Annotated in this window: 1 pseudogene; it reads left to right on the top strand. The window is 74.8% G+C overall.

The window, feature by feature from the left end:
* A pseudogene (locus IF19_RS1000000138615) lies at window positions 1-140 on the top strand (acyl-CoA dehydrogenase family protein); the annotation flags it as partial.
* Window positions 141-214 lie beyond the last annotated feature (74 nt).

Below are 214 nucleotides of genomic sequence, written 5' to 3'. Positions count from 1 at the left end.
TGCACGGCGGCATCGGCATGACCTGGGAGCACCCGGCGCACCTGTATCTCAAGCGCGCCAAGGCGGACTCGATCGCGTACGGCTCGGCGGGCAGCCACCCCGCGGCCGTCGCGGGGCTGGTGGAGCTGCCCGCGCCGTAGGGCCTGTCTGACCATTCCCGTCGTCGCCCGTAGGGCGGCCGCGCGGCGTCAGGTGCGTGCTCTCGGCGTGCCGG

This window comes from Streptomyces californicus, assembly GCF_000717645.1.
Lineage (GTDB): Bacteria > Actinomycetota > Actinomycetes > Streptomycetales > Streptomycetaceae > Streptomyces > Streptomyces californicus.
The sequence above is the reverse complement of the archived record's forward strand: the minus strand, read 5'-3'. Positions and strand labels throughout refer to the sequence as shown.